Below are 14,192 nucleotides of genomic sequence, written 5' to 3'. Positions count from 1 at the left end.
AACCGCTCGGTGCTGGAACGCAACGGCAAGGGCTATCCGATCATCCCGGGCATGGTGGCCAATGTCGAGATCATGACCGGGCGCAAGACCGTGCTCAGCTACCTGTTGAAGCCGATCAACAAGGCGCGCTCCGAAGCGCTGACGGAGCGGTGATATGTCGTCTCCCAACGATCGCTTTCTTACCGGATTGAAAACCTCGGCAGCTTCCTTGCCTATCCTTGCCGCGGAAGAGATGGAGCCGCGCTTCCGCGCTGTCCCCGGGCGAAACGGGGAGCGCCGCGGCATCCGCCTGGAACGCATATATTGGGACGGGCTGAGCCGCATGTCGACCGCCGGACGGGTGACGACGGCGGATCTGGTCCATCACACCGCTACGCAGCTACAGGACTCCGGCAATCTTGCCTCGTCTCTGCGCGTCCTAAGCCTCAAATGGGCTCTCCACCGGCTGGACGCGCTTGAGGATGTTTCTTCGCTGGCGAACCTCAATGCGGTCATCCAGGCATCGCCGTCCCCGACCGTTCTCTTGACGCGCGAGAAGAAGATCCAGCTTTTCAACGATGCGTTTCTGGGGATGCTTCGACGAGGTTTCCCGATGGGCGATGCGCCGCAAATAATGAAGACCTTGCGTTTTTCGGTCGATACGCACATCGAGGATGCGCTATCGACGCTCAATCGCAACAGCGGCAAGACGCTCAATACCGGCTTTACCATCGCCGTGGGATCACAGAGTTTGAAGGGCCAGATCAACCTGGCGCTGGCGCCGATGCACTGCAAATCCATGCTGATCGGCTACATCGCCAAGTATTGATACTGCAGCGCCGCGCGTCATTCGCGACGCGGTCGCTGTGGCATCTGGAATTTGCACGCATGCCTTATTTCAATCGATCTCGACCTGAGGGGCTTATGCGCGAACCGGGAAATGCCAAACCGCCTGCCGGAAGGCGAGCGGTCGTAGCAGATGCGGACGCTGGCTGTTACCGAAGGCTTGCTTTAGCCCGGCGTGACTTTCTCGAGTGGCACCGTATTTGCAGCGACCGCCGCATCCTGGACGCGCGATCCGTGCAGATAGCCCCTTTTGCCGCGGATCGAATAGAGCGGCAGATAGTCGGCAAGCATGGTGTCGGGAAGAACGTCGTCGCGCATGTTGTCGAGAATGTCATAACGCTCGCCGACCGCGACCGACAGGACCGCGTGATAGAAACGGCGCTTCTGGTCGAAGAGCACGACGATTGCCATGTCGTTGAGATCGACGCCATCGCGGCTGAGCGCCGCCATCTTCAGGATGGCGAAATCCTCGCAGTCGCCTTCGCGCCGGGCCAGCGTCTCGGACGGCGTCGCCCAGTGGTCTTCGACCTGATAGATGTCGATGTCGCGGGCATAGCGGATGGTGTGATTGACGGCGACGTTGACCGCGTTGAGCTTGTCGCGAAGGGAGGACCGCGCGGTTGCCGTAAACGAAGCCTCGATCGCCACCGTGCTTTCGGGACAGGCGGCGGCACAGGCGATCGCGGTGCCGGCGTCGATCTCGGCAAAGGTCGGCTCGAGCTTCTTCAGCGCCGCGAGGCGCTTGAAGGGAATGGCGACCGTGCCGAACACGGAATTGCCGGCTGTCGTCTTCGCCACGCTTGGCGAAGCAAACCGCGCCGGGTTGGTAAGCGGCGCTGCCGCCGGAGCAACTTCCAGCGATTTGGTGAGCCGCGCAAGATCGAGAGTGCTGACGGAGTGCGTGACATTGCCCAGGGCAAATCCGACAAGCTCTGCCATGCCGCCGAATATTCCGGAACCAGCCACATGGCGCGCCGCGTTCAAAAGCGATGCGGCAGGGGGATTTTGGCGGAGACTTTCCGACGTCGGCGCCTGACCTGCAGTCGCGCTCAATGCGCCACAAGTTGCGATGAAGTATATTGAGGCTAATGTGCCAAATATATTTATAATTTTACGCATATTTGCCGTCGCCCGAAGTTTTTTACTCGGGAGCAACATACGCTACAGCTATAAATACGTTGTTTTTAACAAAGGTTAGATTCAAATCAAAATATTAGCTTATGCTGTTAAAATTTTATCGGTTCCGGAGGCTCGATGTTACTATTCCAGGGATTTACTTTTCCGAACGCGATGTGCAGAAGTAAAGCCCTTGGGAAGGGGCGGCCAAAGCCGACTTCGCGCCGCAATCGGGAGAAAAGAGTGACGTTGCATACGTACGGACAGACGGCCAATGCAGATACCGCGCCTCTGGCAACGAGTGGGCCTACCTGGGCAGGACCTTGGGTAGACACTTTCAAATCGGCATCCGCAGTCGGCCTTCTGTTGTTTTGCGGCGTCGCTGCCGGCTGCCAGGCGGATAGCAACGGCTTTGCCAGCAGTTCAAAAAACAACGACATCAAGCCGCCGCCTTCCACCACCGTTGAGGAAAGCTTCGGCGAAAGCGGCTCCGAGATCACCCTTCTGGTGCCGAAAGGGGCAAGCGGGATGTACGAGGGCGCGGCGCGGGATATCCGTGACGGCGCGGCCTTGGGCGTCGGCGAACTCGGCGGCGGCCAGGTGCGCGTGAAGGTCGTGGATGTCGCGACCGGTGCGGCCGGCGTTCCCGCGGCTGTCAGCGCGGCAAAAGCGCGCAACGCCGCAGTCCTGGTGAGCTACGCCCCGCCAAACGTCACCGCCGCGATTGCCGCCATCCCCGCCGACCAGCGCCCGCCACTTCTCAATCTCGGCACTCCGGTGGCGACCAATGTCGGCAGTGTCTTCAATTTCACGTCGGACGAGATAGACAGCGCCGTCGATGGCCTGAAGGCCGCCGCTGCCGCCGGGCACAAGAAGGTCTTAGCCTTTGCCCCGGAGGATTTGTCGCCGGCGGACGAGGCGAGACTTGGCGATACCGTCCGCCAAGCAGGCGGCACGTTCGGCGGCGTCGTGCGCTACGGTTTAAACGATGCCGCAGCCGCGGATGCCGTGAAGAAAGCGAAGTCACAGCTTGCAGCCGCGGACACCGTGCTCATTCTCGGCAAAACGCCTGCTGTCACGACAATCGCGGAAGCGATCAAGGCGGGCGGCCAATCGAATGTTACCTTCGTCGGCACCAGCGCATGGCCGGCGCGCACCTATTCCAACCCAGCGGTCGCGGGAACGCTGATCGCGGCCATCGAACCCGAGGGGACGACGCTGATTGCCGAGCGCTACAAGCGCCACTACAACCGCCCCCTCACCTCCGACGCGGCCTATGGCTACGATTCGGTCGCGATCACCGCCGGCATCGTCAGGACCAAGGGACCGGAGGCACTGACCACGGACAACTTGACGAACAAGCTCGGCTTCAAGGGAACGACCGGCCTCTTCCGCTTGACGCCTTCAGGCACGGTGGACCGCAAGATGAGCCTCTACGCCATCGAAGGCGGGAAGCTGACGTTGCGCGGCACGGCGGCCCAGGCATTCTGAACCGGCGGATGCCACGAAGGCAGCGGGCTCGTTGTCTTGTCTTATCTTGATGGAAAAGTGAACCAGTCCCGTGGTCGTCCTCGGCCGGCGAACTGACTTCGCCACCTGTGTGCGGCGTCGCGGTTTCCGCTTTGAAATCGACCTTCGTCGGCGATTGTCTCGATCCACCGGAAATGCCGACCACCGAAACCAAGCGGGCCGGCATCGAGCTAATGGTGACGTCTTGCGCCACCAATTTCGACCTGCATGGATTCCTGTAAAGGGAGAAAATGGTACGGTTGGGGGGTCTCGAACCTCCGACCTCAGGTGCCACAAACCTGCGCTCTAACCAACTGAGCTACAACCGCACATATCGCGCTTCCGCGCTGGCCGTCACATACGAGGACTTGGAATTGATTTCAAGTCCTATCTGACCGTGGCCCCTATAAAAAAGGCTGGGTGCCGTCAGGGCACCCAGCCGATTGTGTCTTCACGCTTGCTCTGGCTTAGGCCTTGAAAGCAGCGATTGCCTTTTCAGCGGCAGCCTTGGCAGGCTTTGCCACGTCGTCGGCAACCTTCTTCGTGGCTTCCTGCAGGAGCTTTGCCTGCTCGACCGTGACTTCCGCCTGCTTGCGCAGGAAGGCGGTCTGGAGCTCTACGAGTTCTGCGATCGACTTGACGCCGAGCAGGGCTTCCATGTGCGTAAGCGAGCTTTCAGCATTGGTGCGCAGCGCGTCGATGGCCTTCAGGCCGATTTCGACCGTGCCGGCCTGGGCTGTCTGAACGGTGGATTCGACGGTCTTGGAGGCGTCCTCGGCAACAGCCTTCAGCTTTGCGAAGGCTTCCTTGGACTGCTTTGCGCTCTTCTCGGTGAAGTCGCGGAAGGATTCCGAGAACTTGGACGGGTCGAAGGCGGCGAATGCGAAAGCGTCATCTTTCTTTGCGGTAGCCATGGTATGCGCTCCTTATTTTGGGCCCTCTTCGAGGCGCCCGGTTGAATTTTGATTATTGTCATATAGTGACGTTTATTGTGCATTGCAACATAAATTGTGCAGCGCACTCACATTAACCTTCCGAGCCGAAAAGCGGGGCTCTTGCTGGACCTCATGCGCGGCCGCCGTTATTAATGAATGCTTAATGTGGAGGCCGTCGTGGCCGAGCGTCAGGTTAAACAATGCCCTCGATCCAGTATCCGTTCATCGACATCGCCGTTCACCCGCGGGTGCGCGAACGCTTCGCGCGTGGCGAGGCAATGGCGTTGTTCTCGACCGACATGGCACGCGTCCTCTGGGCAAACGGCGCCGGTGCCGCTCTCTTCGGACATGCGGCGATCTATGATTTTCTCGACCAGGGACCGCAGGCGGGCGATGTCTCCTTCCGCCAGATCGAATCAACCGCGCGTCAGCTTGCCGCCGCCGGCGATAGCCGCAGCTTTCTGATCCGCATGACGTCCGGCTTCCAGCGCGGCGTCGTCAATGCGACTGTCGAGGTGATAAGCACCCAGCTCGGAGAGCCGGCGATCCTCTTTTCCGCGCCTGTCGCGGCAAAGCCGCTTTCTGCCGCCGATGGCGCGCGCCGGATGCTCTCGGGTTTCGACGATCCGGATACCCATATGGCCGTCATCGATCACGACGGACAGGTAATTGCCGCCTCGCCGCATTTCGCCGCACTCGGCATCACGCAGCAGACCGCCAAGATGCTGGCGACGATGGCGGGCGCGCAAACCGACCGCCTGATCAAGCGACCGATCCCGACTGGCCAGGGCTACCTGCCGGCCGCGATCGGCAAGCTTTCGGAAATACCGGCCCTGCATCTCGTCTTCGTCGTCGAGACGGTGCTTGGCCACCTCGACCCGGTCGATCAATTTGCATCGCCGCATGTGCCGGACGCCCCGGCCGCCGCCCCGGCGATGGTGGCGCCGCCTTCTGCGGATGTAATCGAGGCCGTTGCCGAGATCGAAGATGTCGACGATGCGCCCGTCGAGATGGAGGTCACGCAGGACGCTGAAGTCGAGACCGACGACCTTGCCACCCTCGCCGCCTTCGACTGGACCGCGCCCGAGCCGGTCCCGACTGACGCGGCTGAGCCGATTGCCGAGCCACCGGCCGCCGATATCGAGGCCACGTCCCAAGAAGAACCGGCGAACGAGGCGGAAGCTGCAGCCGTCCAGGAACCCGCTGCCACCACGCCCGAGGCGCCGATTCCGTACGAAGCCCAACCCGCACCGGCGCCAGCGGATGCGAAACAGTTTGCCTTCGACCACAACGGCAGGGCGGTCCGCTTTGTCTGGAAGATCGACGCGGAGGGCCGTTTCAACGAGATTTCCCATGAGTTCGCCGAAGCGGTCGGCCCGCATGCCGCCCGCATCACCGGGGAGGCATTCGCCGACGTAGCTGCCCGCTTCCACCTCGACCCAGAAGGCAAGATCGGGAGCCTGCTCGCGCGGCGTGACACGTGGTCCGGGCGGACCATCCACTGGCCGGTCGAAGGGACGAACCTGGTGGTGCCGGTCGATCTTGCCGCACTTCCCACCTACACGCGCAACCGCGAATTCGACGGCTTCCGCGGCTTCGGCGTTGTCCGCCTGTCGGACGCATTCGAGGATGCGTCCGGGATCGGGCTGACGCTCGGTCCGGCGGACGAGGCTGCAACCGGCGAGGAAGGCCGCGATGAGCCCGATGCCACCGAAGCCGTTCCGCCAGCCATCGCTGAAGAAGCCATCGCCGAGGACGTTGCCGCCGGGGAACCCGCCGAGCCCTCGACCAGCCAGGCGCCTGCCGATGAGGTAGTGCCGGAACCGCAGCCTGCACCTGAGCCGCCGGCGCTCACGATTACCGAAACGCCGAACCGGCGTCTTTCCGACAAGATCATCCAGCTGCATGAGCATCGCTCGCTGGCGCGTGAGGGGCTTTCACCGAGCGAGCATGCCGCGTTTCGCGAGATCGCGCGGCAGCTCGAGCCCTTCGGCAAGCGCGGCGAGCCGCCAGCGGAGACCTCCGAGGCATCACCTGCCGAGAGCAAAGAGGTGGCCGAACCACCGCGCGCCGAAGACAGCGCAAAGCAGCCGTCGGATGGGGCGGCCCCTGTCATCCCGCAGACGTCGGGCGAGGCCTTCGATGTGCTGAACACCGCGATCCCGCCAAGGGTCAAGGCGACGAGCGGTCTCAATGCCGAGATGCTTGATTTGCTGCCTGTCGCGGCCCTCGTCCATGCCGGCGATCGGCTGATCCACGCCAACCCGGAATTTCTGCGCCTGACCGGCTATGCGAGCCTTGCCGATCTCGACGACGTCGGCGGCCTCGATGCGCTGCTGCAGCAAGGCGATCTCGATGACCCGTCCGAGCGCGCGGGCGCCATGATGGTGGTTCGCGGCGACGACGCGGTGATCCCTGTCAGCGCCCGCCTGCAATCGATCCGCTGGGATAACGGCACGGCGTTGATGCTGGCGCTGATCCCGGCCGAGCAAGGGGCGGAACGCCAGCCGGAGACCGCTCGCGGCGAAGTGCGACCGGAGCGCATGCTGGAAAAGGTGGGCAAGCTCCAGGTCGAGGTGGAGGAATTGCAGTCGATCCTCGAAACGGCGACCGACGGCGTCGTCGTCATCGGCCCCGATGGCGACATCCGCACGATGAACCGCTCGGCAAGCGCGCTCTTCAACTACGACGACGACGAGACGCGCGGCCGGCCCTTCGTCATGCTGTTTGCGCATGAGAGCCAGAAGGCTGTCCTTGATTATCTCGGCGGGCTTTCGGGCCACGGCGTCGCGAGCGTGCTCAACGACGGGCGCGAAGTCATCGGCCGCGAGGCGTCCGGCGGCTTCGTGCCGCTGTTTATGACGATGGGGCGGCTAACGTCCTCGAACGGCTATTGCGCCGTAATCCGCGACATTACCCAATGGAAGCGCACGGAAGAGGAATTGCGCAACGCCAAGCGCGCGGCCGAGACGGCGAACGCGCACAAGAGCGACTTTCTCGCGCGCGTCAGCCACGAGATCCGCACGCCCCTCAACGCCATCATCGGTTTTTCCGACATGATGGCGGGCGAACGTTTCGGCCCGATCGGCCATTCGCGCTATGTCGAATATGCCAACGACATCGGCCGCTCCGGCCGCCACGTGTTGGACATCGTGAACGACCTTCTCGATATCTCGAAGATCGAGGCAGGCGAAATGGAGCTCGATTTCACATCCGTCGGCCTCAACGAGGCGATCGCCGAGGCGGTCTCGCTGGTGCAGCCGCAGGCCAACAGCCAGCGCGTCATCATCCGCACCGCGCTGTCGCAATCCGTGCCGAACGTTGTCGCCGACCTGAGGTCGATCAAGCAGATCGCGCTCAACATCCTGTCGAACGCCATCCGCTTCACCCCCTCCGGCGGCCAGATCGTCGTCTCGACCTCCTACGAAAGCAACGGCAGCGTCGTCATGCGCATTCGCGATACGGGCACGGGCATGAGCCGGACGGAGCTCGAGCACGCCATGAAGCCGTTCCGGCAAGTCTCGGCAAGCGCCCGCAACCGCGGCGACGGCACCGGCCTCGGCCTGCCGTTGACGAAGGCCATGGCGGATGCGAACCGTGCGACCTTCTCGATCCAGTCCGCACCGAACGAAGGCACGCTGGTGGAGATCACCTTCCCTTCGCAGCGAGTGCTCGCGAATTGACCGAAACCAGCTTTCGGCTCATCCCCGTTAATCACCGCCATCAGCCAGCGCTCGGTGGGCGAGCTATTTGCATGCAGCTGTTAATTCCTATATCGGGCAAACGCAGGCACAATAACGCGTAACGTTTGAAAGCACCTCCAAGCCATGAGTGCGTCGAGACATAGAAGGTGGCGGGTGATGCTGCGCAGCATGGCGCGGCGATTGCCTGCGATCGCGCGCACGACCGGCGCGGTGCTTTTGACGCTGCTGATCGTCTTTGCGGCCTTCCGCGTGACGGCGCCGTTTCTCATTTCAAGCGCCCTCGTTCGCTCCGGAATCGAGGACGCGCTTTCGAAGTGGACCGGCTACCGCGCCGAAATCGAAGGTACGCCCACGCTCGATTTCTGGCCGACACCCCGCATCACGCTCAACCAGGTGACGATCCGCCAACCGAACGCCGCAGGCAAGGTTCTGGGCCATGTGGACAGTCTCTCGGCGGATTTTTCGCTGCTCTACGCGCTGCGCGGCAAAGCGGATTTCCACGAGTTTCATTTCCTGCGTCCCGTGCTGTATCTGCGCCGGGACGAGGCCGGGCTGATCGACTGGACCAATGAGGGGCTGCTGGCAAAGGCGATCGAACGCGCCCAGGATTCCGCCGGCGCCGCCCCGGCTCGCGAGGATCAGGACGCGACGATCGGCGCGGTGACCGTCGAGGACGGCACGCTGGTGGTGACCGACGACCGCAGCGGCGCCCTCTATCGCTTCGAGGGCATCACGGCCGATGTCGCCTGGCCGCGGATTTCGGCGCCGATGAGCGCTGTCGTCCTCGGCCGCATCAACGGGCAGGACATCAAGCTCGACTTCGCCTCCCCCAAGCCGCTTTTCTTCTTTGCCGGCAAGACCGTGGAGGCCTCGACGAGCCTGACGTCGTCGCTCGTCAATGCCAGTTTCCGCGGCACCACCAACATATCCGACTTCTCCGCTCTTGCCGGCAACCTCAAGCTTTCAATCCCTGATCTGCCGTCCTTCCTGGTCTGGAGCGGCGAGCGTCTGCCGGGCGCAGCCGCTCTGCAGAGCATCTCTCTGGACGCAAACGTTTCTACTGCCGCCGCCAGTTTGCGGTTCAACGACTTGAGCTTCCAGGTGAACGACGCGACCGGCTCCGGGGTGATGGATCTGAGCTATGGCGCGACCGGCAAGCCGAAGATCTCCGGCACGCTTGCCTTCGACCAGATGAACCTGACGCCGTTTCTTGCCGCCTTCACCATGCGCCTTGCCGCCGATACGGCAATCAACGCGATACTTTACGGCAATCCGCTGCAACGGCTCGACGTGGACGTCCGGCTATCGGCGAAGAAGGCGGCGCTCGGGAATTTCCAGTTCTCCGGCATCGGCGCAAGCCTGCTCGTTTCCGGCGGGAAGGCGAAATTCGATATTGGCGACAGCGGTTTCGAAGGCGGCGAACTGACGGCCCATCTGGAAGTCACCGAACGGGATTTCGACGCCGGCGGAAAGCTGCAGATATCCATCCGCGATGCCGATTTCGGGGCGCTTATCGAGCGGCTTCAGCTGTCGGGTCCGCTGCCGCTGGCCGTGGGATCGCTCGACGTCTCGCTGTCTACTTCCAAGCCGATCTGGGCCGCCTCGCTCGCCGACCTCTCCGGCAAGCTTCATTTCTGGACAGGCCAAGGCACCTTCCGGCAGCTCAATATATCGAGTCTGCGGGCGCTGGCAGCCCAGAAGGCCTATTTCCGCATGACGGACGTCGCCGATACGTCCTTCGATTTCGACAGCCTCGATCTCAACACGACCTTTTCAAACGGATCGGCAGACGTTCGCACTGCCACGATCGCCGGTCGCACCGAAACCATTAAGCTCACCGGCGTCGTACCTTTCCGCGCAAATGGTGTCGCGCTCTCCGGCACGCTCAGCGCCACCGACCCTGTCAATGCAACCGATCTGCCGCAGCTGCCGTTCTTTCTCGCCGGCAGCTGGCCGAACCCGGTGGTGTCGCCGATTGCAAGCGCCCTGCCGAAGACGGTTGCGCAGTAGGTTTTAAGCGGTTGCTGCGGCCGCTCTTTCGTCTCGCTGCCGCTGGATCTCCCGCCGCCTGGTGACGGCGGAGGCGCAGATCACGCCGACCGTGACTACCGCGATCAGAATCGTGCAGACCGCGTTGATTTCCGGTGTGACGCCGAGACGAACCTGACTGTAGATCTTCATCGGCAGCGTCGTCGCTCCCGGGCCGGACGTAAAGCTCGCGATGACCAGGTCGTCCAGCGACAGGGTGAAAGCCAGGATCCAGCCCGAGAAGACCGCCGGCGAGATGATCGGCAGCGTGATCTCGAAAAAAGTTTTGAGCGGTGGCGCGCCGAGATCAAGTGCTGCCTCCTCGATCGAACGGTCGAAGCTCAACAGCCGCGACTGCACGACCACGGCGACGAAACACATCGTCAGCGTCGTATGCGCCAGCGTAATCGTCCAGAAGCCGCGATCGAACCCCATGGCGACGAAGAGGAGCAGCAGCGAAAGGCCGGTGATGACATCGGGCATGACGAGCGGTGCATAGACCATGCCCGAAAACAGCACGCGGCCGCGGAAGCGCGTGAAACGCACCAGCGTCAGTGCCGCCAGCGTGCCGAGCACCGTCGCGACCGTGGCCGAGATCAGGGCGACACGGATCGTCACCCAGGCGGCATCAAGCAGGCCCTGGTTTTGCAGAAGCTGGACGTACCACTTGGTCGAAAAGCCCGCCCAGACGGTAACCAGCTTCGACTCGTTGAAGGAGAAGACGATCAACAGCACGATCGGCAAATAGAGAAAGGCAAAGCCGAGCGTGACGGAGATGATGTTGAAGCGAGACCATCTGAGCATCGCCTATCTCCCCTGCTCGTCGGCTTTTGCTTGCGCATTCTGGAAGAAGACGATGGGGACCACCAGAATAAGCAGGAGAATGGTTGCCACGGCCGAGGAAACCGGCCAGTCGCGGTTGGAATTGAACTCGTTCCAGAGCGTCCTGCCGATCATCAGCGTCTGCGAGCCGCCGAGCAGATCCGGGATGACGAATTCACCGACGGCGGGAATGAAGACAAGCATGCAGCCGGCGATCACGCCCGGCACCGAGAGCGGAAAGGTGACGCGCCAGAAGGCGGTGATCGGCGGGCAGCCGAGATCCTGTGCCGCCTCGATCAGCGTGCCGTCCATCTTTTCGAGCGAGGAATAGAGCGGCAGCACCATGAAGGGCAGATAGGAGTAAACGATGCCGATGTAGACGGCGATGTTGGTGTTGAGGATGATCAGCGGCTCATGGATGACGCCGAGATAAAGGAGGAGCTGGTTGAGCAGGCCCTCCGGTTTCAGGATGGCGATCCAGGCGTAGACGCGGATGAGGAAGCTCGTCCAGAACGGCAGGATGACCAGCATCAGCAGCGTCGGGCGAATGCTGCGCGGCGCCTGCGCCATGCCATAGGCGATCGGATAGGCGATCAACAGCGTCAGCAGCGTCGAGATGCCGGCAATGACGACGCTCGATATATAGGCGTTGATATAGAGCGGATCGCCCCATAGCCACAGGTAGTTGTCGAAGGAAAGCTCCTTCAGCTTGGCGAAATTGCCCGCAAAGCCCTGGGCCAACGAGAAAACCGGCGTATAGGGCGGCATCGCGATCGCCGTCGTCGACATCGATATGCGAAAGACGATGAAGAAGGGCGCGAGAAAGAAGAGCAGCAGCCACGCATAGGGAATGATGATGACGAGGCGCGGATAGATAAAGGAACCGAAACGTCTCATGGTCTCAATCCTTCAAGAGGACGCCGGCGTTTTCATCGAATGAAACCCAGACCTCCTCGTCGTAGGCGAAAGGTTCCTCGACGGCGCGAACGGCGTTGAGCGAGGAAGCCTTTACCACCTGGCCGCTTTTCAGCTTCACATGGAAGATCGTCATGTCGCCGAGATAGCCTATGTCCCAGATCTCGCCGGTCGAGGCGTTCACGGAAGCGTCCGTCGGCGGCCGGCGCGTAACGCGCAGCTTCTCCGGCCGGATCGCAAAGCCGGCGCGATTGCCCAGCGCCGGCGTCTCAGGGGTGGCGGTGCGCGCCGTGAAGCCCTCGCCGACCGCGACCTCGACCACGCCCGGCCGAATGGCCGACACGGTGCCGTCGAAGATATTCACATCGCCGATGAAGTCGGCGACGAAGCGGCTGTTCGGAGCCTCGTAGATTTCGGCGGGCGTCGCTACCTGCGCCACCTTGCCGTGGCTCATCACGGCGATGCGATCGGCCATCGTCATCGCCTCTTCCTGGTCGTGGGTGACGACGACGAAGGTAAGGCCGAGGCTCTGCTGGAGATCCATCAGTTCGAACTGCGTTTCCTCGCGCAGCTTCTTGTCGAGCGCGCCGAGCGGTTCATCGAGAAGCAACACTTTCGGACGCTTGGCGAGCGACCGGGCGAGCGCCACGCGCTGCCGCTGGCCGCCGGACAACTGGTTCGGCTTGCGGGTGGCGAATTTCTCGAGCTTCACCATCTTCAGCATCTGCAGAACGCGTTCGGCAATCTCATCCTTGGCCATGCCGTCCTGACGAAGACCGAAGGCGATGTTCTTTTCGACCGTCATATGCGGGAAGAGCGCATAGGACTGGAACATCATGTTGACGGGCCGGCGGTAAGGTGGCGTGCCGGCCAGATCCTGGCCGTCGAGGACGATTTCGCCTGAAGTCGGCTGCTCGAAGCCTGCGAGCATGCGCAGAAGCGTCGACTTCCCGCAGCCCGACGCGCCGAGAAGCGCGAAAAACTCGCGATGGTAGATGTCGAGCGAAAGATCGTCGACGGCAATGAAATCGCCGAATTTCTTGGTGACATTCTTGACCGCGATGAACGGCTTGGCCGACGGATCCGCCCAGGGAGCGAAGGAACGCCTGATATTGCCAAGAGATTTCATAATGCTTCCCCGAGTTTCGTCCGCCGGCTCGCCGCGCCTTTAGAGGCTTGGCGCAGTAATGAAAGGCCCGGGCGTTTCCGTCCGGGCCTCCTTTGTCCAATTATTGGCCGGTGACGACCTTTGTCCAAACGCGCGTCGCCAATCGCTGTGTTTTCGGATCCCATGGCGTGACGGTGAAGAGGTGCTTCATCACGTCTTCGCTCGGATAGATCGACGGATCCTCCAGCACCTCCTTGCTGATGAACTGCTGCGCCGCCTTGTTACCGTCCGCGTAGAAGACATAGTCGCTCGCCTTGGCGATGACTTCGGGCCGCATCATGTAGTTGATGAACTCGTGCGCCTCGGCCAAATGCGGCGCGTCGGCCGGAATGGCCATCACGTCGAACCACATCTGGGCGCCCTGCGAGGGAATGGAATAGCCGATCGTCACGCCGTTCTTGGCATCGGCGGCACGATTACGCGCCTGCAGGATGTCGCCCGAATAGCCGAAGGCGATACAGATGTCGCCGTTCGCCAGCGCATTGATATATTCCGAGGAATGGAATTTGCGGACGTAGGGACGGATAGACGAAAGCAGGTCTTCAGCCTTCTGGAAATCCGCGGGGTTGGTCGTATTCGGGTCGAGGCCGAGGTAGGCCAATACGGTCGGCAGCACGTCCTTCGGCGCATCCAGCATGTAGATGCCGCAATCCTTGAACTTGGCGGCGACCTTCGGGTCGAAGATAACCTCCAGGCCGGGTGCTGCGTCGGAACCGAGGATAGCCTTGACCTTGTCGACGTTGAAGCCGATCCCGTTCGTGCCCCACATGTAATCGACTGCGTATTCGTTGCCCGGATCATAAGTGCTGATCCGCTGCTGCACCATGTCCCACATGTTGGAGAGATTTGGCAGCTTGGATTTGTCGAGCTTCTGGAAGACGCCCGCCTGGATCTGGCGTTGCAGGAAATCACCGCTCGGCACGACCACGTCATAGCCGGTGCCGCCCGCCAGAAGCTTGGTCTCCAGCGTCTCGTTGGAATCGAAGGTGTCATAGACCACCTTGATGCCGGTTTCCTTGGTGAAATCGGTGAGGATCGAGCTGTCGATATAGTCCGACCAGTTGTAGATGTTGACGACCCTATCGGCCGCCGAGGCGGAGGCGACCAGGCTGACTGTGGCAAAAGCCGTCGCGGCAAGCCGTGCGATTGCGAATTTCATTCTCACTCCTG

General features: G+C 61.9%; 11 protein-coding genes, 1 tRNA gene and 1 pseudogene. 6 read left to right on the top strand and 7 right to left on the bottom strand.

The genetic code is table 11. The annotated features are described in order from the left end of the window. Together AB4048_RS20685 and AB4048_RS20680 are read left to right on the top strand one after the other, a co-directional pair. Positions 1–153, top strand: a pseudogene (locus tag AB4048_RS20685) (HlyD family type I secretion periplasmic adaptor subunit); the annotation flags it as partial. Between the two features lies 1 nt (position 154). Beyond that, entirely contained in the window at positions 155–808 is a 654-nt protein-coding gene (locus AB4048_RS20680; protein ID WP_442203866.1) for a ribbon-helix-helix domain-containing protein, read from the top strand. 182 nt (positions 809–990) lie between these two features. Here AB4048_RS20680 and AB4048_RS20675 read toward each other — a convergent pair whose 3' ends face one another. Beyond that, on the bottom strand, positions 991–1,764 hold the full coding sequence (locus AB4048_RS20675) for a transglutaminase-like cysteine peptidase (protein WP_442203865.1): 774 nt from the start codon (positions 1,762–1,764) through the stop codon (positions 991–993). 420 nt (positions 1,765–2,184) lie between these two features. On the opposite strand from AB4048_RS20675, the gene AB4048_RS20670 reads away from it, so the two are divergent. Next, positions 2,185–3,432 (top strand): hypothetical protein, encoded by a 1,248-nt coding sequence (locus tag AB4048_RS20670; RefSeq protein ID WP_442203864.1) that lies wholly within the window; start codon positions 2,185–2,187, stop codon positions 3,430–3,432. A gap of 131 nt (positions 3,433–3,563) precedes the next feature. Next, a complete protein-coding gene (locus AB4048_RS20665) occupies positions 3,564–3,692 on the top strand; it encodes a hypothetical protein (protein ID WP_442203863.1) in 129 nt (42 codons plus the stop codon). A 10-nt stretch (positions 3,693–3,702) separates the two neighbouring features. Here AB4048_RS20665 and AB4048_RS20660 read toward each other — a convergent pair. Further along, positions 3,703–3,779 (bottom strand) — tRNA-His (locus AB4048_RS20660). Between the two features lie 138 nt (positions 3,780–3,917). Beyond that, positions 3,918–4,364, bottom strand: coding sequence for a phasin (locus tag AB4048_RS20655; protein WP_442203862.1), 447 nt, complete (start codon positions 4,362–4,364; stop codon positions 3,918–3,920). Positions 4,365–4,585: 221 nt separating this feature from the next. Here AB4048_RS20655 and AB4048_RS20650 point away from each other — a divergent pair, with 221 nt between their 5' ends. Together AB4048_RS20650 and AB4048_RS20645 are read left to right on the top strand one after the other, a co-directional pair. Next, positions 4,586–8,068 (top strand): ATP-binding protein, encoded by a 3,483-nt coding sequence (locus tag AB4048_RS20650; RefSeq protein WP_442203861.1) that lies wholly within the window; start codon positions 4,586–4,588, stop codon positions 8,066–8,068. Between the two features lie 144 nt (positions 8,069–8,212). After that, positions 8,213–10,099, top strand: coding sequence for an AsmA family protein (locus AB4048_RS20645; RefSeq protein WP_442203860.1), 1,887 nt, complete (start codon positions 8,213–8,215; stop codon positions 10,097–10,099). 3 nt (positions 10,100–10,102) lie between these two features. Here AB4048_RS20645 and AB4048_RS20640 read toward each other — a convergent pair whose 3' ends face one another. From AB4048_RS20640 to AB4048_RS20625, 4 genes are all read right to left on the bottom strand, one after another. Then, the gene (locus AB4048_RS20640) at positions 10,103–10,921 is read right to left on the bottom strand and encodes an ABC transporter permease subunit (protein WP_442203859.1); all 819 of its coding nucleotides are present in this window, start codon (positions 10,919–10,921) and stop codon (positions 10,103–10,105) included. Between the two features lie 3 nt (positions 10,922–10,924). Then, positions 10,925–11,836, bottom strand: a complete 912-nt coding sequence (locus AB4048_RS20635) for an ABC transporter permease subunit (RefSeq protein WP_442203858.1) — start codon at positions 11,834–11,836, stop codon at positions 10,925–10,927. Positions 11,837–11,840: 4 nt separating this feature from the next. Next, positions 11,841–12,983, bottom strand: coding sequence for an ABC transporter ATP-binding protein (locus AB4048_RS20630; protein WP_442203857.1), 1,143 nt, complete (start codon positions 12,981–12,983; stop codon positions 11,841–11,843). 100 nt (positions 12,984–13,083) lie between these two features. Continuing rightward, positions 13,084–14,181, bottom strand: coding sequence for a polyamine ABC transporter substrate-binding protein (locus AB4048_RS20625; protein ID WP_442203856.1), 1,098 nt, complete (start codon positions 14,179–14,181; stop codon positions 13,084–13,086). Between the last annotated feature and the right edge of the window lie 11 nt (positions 14,182–14,192).

It is taken from the genome of Rhizobium sp. RAF56 (genome assembly GCF_052113965.1).
GTDB lineage: Bacteria > Pseudomonadota > Alphaproteobacteria > Rhizobiales > Rhizobiaceae > Rhizobium.
Note: the sequence above shows the minus strand (reverse complement) of the source record. Positions and strands in the feature narration are given on the sequence as shown.

What these genes read in the sequence shown, in the direction of transcription:
- AB4048_RS20655 (WP_442203862.1), bottom strand. Translation starts at nt 4,364, where the DNA reads ATGGCTACCGCAAAGAAAGATGACGCTTTCGCATTCGCCGCCTTCGAC.
- AB4048_RS20680 (WP_442203866.1), top strand. Translation starts at nt 155, where the DNA reads ATGTCGTCTCCCAACGATCGCTTTCTTACCGGATTGAAAACCTCGGCA.
- AB4048_RS20630 (WP_442203857.1), bottom strand. Translation starts at nt 12,983, where the DNA reads ATGAAATCTCTTGGCAATATCAGGCGTTCCTTCGCTCCCTGGGCGGAT.
- AB4048_RS20635 (WP_442203858.1), bottom strand. Translation starts at nt 11,836, where the DNA reads ATGAGACGTTTCGGTTCCTTTATCTATCCGCGCCTCGTCATCATCATT.
- AB4048_RS20675 (WP_442203865.1), bottom strand. Translation starts at nt 1,764, where the DNA reads ATGGCAGAGCTTGTCGGATTTGCCCTGGGCAATGTCACGCACTCCGTC.
- AB4048_RS20650 (WP_442203861.1), top strand. Translation starts at nt 4,586, where the DNA reads ATGCCCTCGATCCAGTATCCGTTCATCGACATCGCCGTTCACCCGCGG.
- AB4048_RS20645 (WP_442203860.1), top strand. Translation starts at nt 8,213, where the DNA reads ATGAGTGCGTCGAGACATAGAAGGTGGCGGGTGATGCTGCGCAGCATG.
- AB4048_RS20625 (WP_442203856.1), bottom strand. Translation starts at nt 14,181, where the DNA reads ATGAAATTCGCAATCGCACGGCTTGCCGCGACGGCTTTTGCCACAGTC.
- AB4048_RS20640 (WP_442203859.1), bottom strand. Translation starts at nt 10,921, where the DNA reads ATGCTCAGATGGTCTCGCTTCAACATCATCTCCGTCACGCTCGGCTTT.